Annotated in this window: 1 protein-coding gene; it reads right to left on the reverse strand. The window is 71.2% G+C overall.

The features are described 5' to 3' along the window. A partial coding sequence (locus tag CVH10_RS19905; RefSeq protein WP_146143145.1) for a hypothetical protein occupies window positions 1-278 on the reverse strand: 278 nt, incomplete at both ends.

Genomic DNA, 278 nt, shown 5'->3' on the forward strand with positions numbered 1-278 from the left:
AAACGGGCGCGCTCGGCCTCGGGCAGCAGGACGGCGGGCTCGCCGGCGGGGGCCAGGTCGGCGACCTTGACCGGCGCGTCCACGTTCATCTTCTGCACCGAGGCCGGGTTCTTGTCGTCGGCGGCCAGGAAGGTGATCGTCGACTGGCGTTGCGGCGTCAGATATTTGCGGGCGACGCGCTGGATGTCGGCGGCGGTGACGGCCTGGATCTGGGCCACCTCCTGATCGGCGGCGGCGGCCGATCCGGTGTTGATCAGCGAGAAGCCCAGGGCGGTGGC

It is taken from the genome of Halomonas sp. ND22Bw, assembly GCF_003011945.1.
In the GTDB taxonomy this organism is placed as follows: domain Bacteria; phylum Pseudomonadota; class Gammaproteobacteria; order Pseudomonadales; family Halomonadaceae; genus Halomonas; species Halomonas halophila.